The 2,740-nt window shown below is 31.0% G+C and carries 2 protein-coding genes; both read left to right on the forward strand.

From position 1 onward, the window contains the following. Positions 1-1,178: efflux RND transporter permease subunit (locus RT575_RS15450; protein WP_313582031.1), on the forward strand; the 1,178-nt coding region annotated here is incomplete at its 5' end. A 2-nt stretch (positions 1,179-1,180) separates the two neighbouring features. After that, on the forward strand, positions 1,181-2,587 hold the full coding sequence (locus tag RT575_RS15455) for an efflux transporter outer membrane subunit (RefSeq protein WP_313582032.1): 1,407 nt from the start codon (positions 1,181-1,183) through the stop codon (positions 2,585-2,587). Positions 2,588-2,740 lie beyond the last annotated feature (153 nt).

Raw genomic sequence — 2,740 nt, forward strand, 5'->3', positions numbered from 1 at the left:
AAATGATTTTCTTCCAACAACCTGCAATTCCTGGTTTTGGGATGTCATCAGGTTTTGAATTAAAATTAATGGATAAAACAGGAGGAGATATTAATGATTTTAATAAAGTAGCAAATGAATACATTGGAGCTTTAATGCAAAGACCAGAAATTCAATATGCACAATCTTCATTAAATACAAATTATCCTCAATATGAGTTAGATGTAAATGTAGAAAGAGCGAAACAATCAGGAGTAAGTGTAAGTTCAATTTTCTCTACATTACAAGGTTATATAGGAGGGTTGTATGCTGCAGATTTTACTCGTTTTGGTAAACAATATCGTGTTTATATACAATCTTTACCAGAAGATCGAATCAATGAAATGAGTTTAAATCAAATGTATGTAAAAACCTCAGATGGGTCTATGACACCAGTTTCTCAGTTTGTATCATTAAATAGAGTTTATGGACCTAACTCAGTAAACCGTTTTAATTTATTTACAAATACCAATATAACAGGAGCAGTAAATCCTGGTTATTCAACAGGAGATGCCATTAATGCCATTAATGAAGTAAATAAAGAAGTTTTAACAAGTAGTAATGGAACAGATTTTACAGGATTAACTAGAGAAGAGGTTAACTCAGGTTCTCAAACAGTATTAATCTTTGCATTATGTATTGTTTTCGTTTATTTCATATTATCAGCTCAATATGAGTCTTATATCTTACCATTAGCAGTATTATTATCTGTACCATGTGGTATTATGGGGGCTTATTTATCACAATGGTTAGCAGGATTAGAAAATAATATTTATTTTCAAATAGCCTTAATCATGTTGGTAGGTTTATTAGCGAAGAATGCAATTTTGATTGTTGAGTTTGCTTTACAACGACGAGCTCATGGAATGACAATAGTACAAGCCGCTATAGATGGAGCTAAAGCACGTTTACGTCCAATTTTAATGACATCTTTCGCATTTATTTTAGGATTAATGCCATTAGTAGTAGCACAAGGTGTTTCTTCAGCAGGTAACCGATCAGTAGGAACAGGAGCTGCCTTTGGATTATTAATAGGAACTGTTTTAGGTTTATTTGTTATACCAGTATTGTTTGTTATTTTCCAAACGCTTCAGGAGAAAATTAAACCAATGAAATTTGATCGTCCACAAGAAGAAATTGAACATAATAATTCAATCTAATTATGAAAAAGTATAGAATATTAAATATTACTTTAATCGCAGCTGGATTGTTCGCTGTTCAATCCTGTTTTGTAGCAAAAGACTACAAACGTCCAGCTACTGTTGTAAACGAAGCTAACTTTAGAACAGATGTTATTTCTAAAGATAGTGTTAGTGTAGCTTCAGTTTCTTGGAAAGAAATTTTTACAGACTCACAATTACAAGCTTTGATTAATCAAGGTTTACAAAATAATTTAGATATACGAACAGCGCTGCAAAATGTTGCAGTAGCAGAGGCGTATGCAAAACAAGGAAAAGCAGGGTATTTACCAACACTAACAATTGGTCCAAAATATACCAATACAGTAACATCTGCCAACACACAGTTTGGAGCTTTAATGGGAAAACAATATTTGAGCCAATATGAACTTTCAGGAAGTTTGAGTTGGGAAGCTGATATTTGGGGAAAAATAAGAAGTAATCAACGTGGAGTAGCCGCTACTTATTTACAAACTATAGAAGCTCACAAAGCAGTTAAATCTCAAATAGTGGCATCAATAGCTAATTCATATTATACATTATTAGCTTTAGATGAACAGAAGAAAATTTTAGATCAAACACTCATCAATAGAGAGCAAAGTTTAGAAACAACAAAAGCTTTAAAAGAAGCAGGAACAGTTACAGAAGTTGCAGTAAACCAAACAGATGCACAACTTTATAATGTAAAATCCCAATTGGTTGATGTAGAGAATAATATCAAATTAAATGAGAATATTCTAAGTGTTTTATTAGGAGCTAATCCTGAAAAAATAGATAGATCCAGTTTAGAATCTCAAGTGATTAATGCTCAATTATCAGTTGGAGTTCCAGCACAATTGTTAGAGAATAGACCCGATGTAAAAGCAGCAGAGTTTGGATTAATTAATTCATTCGAAAGTGTAAATATAGCAAATGCGAACTTTTATCCATCACTTACAATCACTGCAAATTCAGGTATACAAGGTATTCACATAGAAAAATTATTTGATGCCCAATCAGTATTTTCATCAGTAATAGCAGGTCTAACTCAACCTATTTTGCAACAACGTAAGTTGAGAACACAGAAAGAAGTTGCTTTAGCAAATCAAGAAATTGCTTTAATAAATTATAGAAATAAAATATTAACAGCAAGTAAAGAAGTTTCTGATGCATTATATAATTATGATGCAGCAGTTAAAAAAGCAGATCTAAAAGAGAAAGAGTTTAAATCATACGATAATGCAATCAAAAATTCAGAAGAATTGTTGAATTATGGTATGGTTAATTATTTAGATGTTATCACAGCAAGAGATAATGGACTAAATGCAGAACTTAGTATTGTAAATGCAAAACTTGCATCACTTAACTCAATGGTAGAATTATATCGTGCCGTTGGAGGAGGATGGCAATAATGTTTAATTACAAAAATTAAATAATATCAAAACAAACAGCAACAAGAATTAATTTTCTAGTTGCTGTTTTTTTATTTTTAACGATTTATTTGTGTAGATTTTCTATTATAATCTTTGTTAATTATTTATTATTGAATTGAAGTAGAAATTCAT

This window comes from Chishuiella sp., assembly GCF_032109125.1.
Taxonomy (GTDB): Bacteria; Bacteroidota; Bacteroidia; order Flavobacteriales; family Weeksellaceae; genus Empedobacter.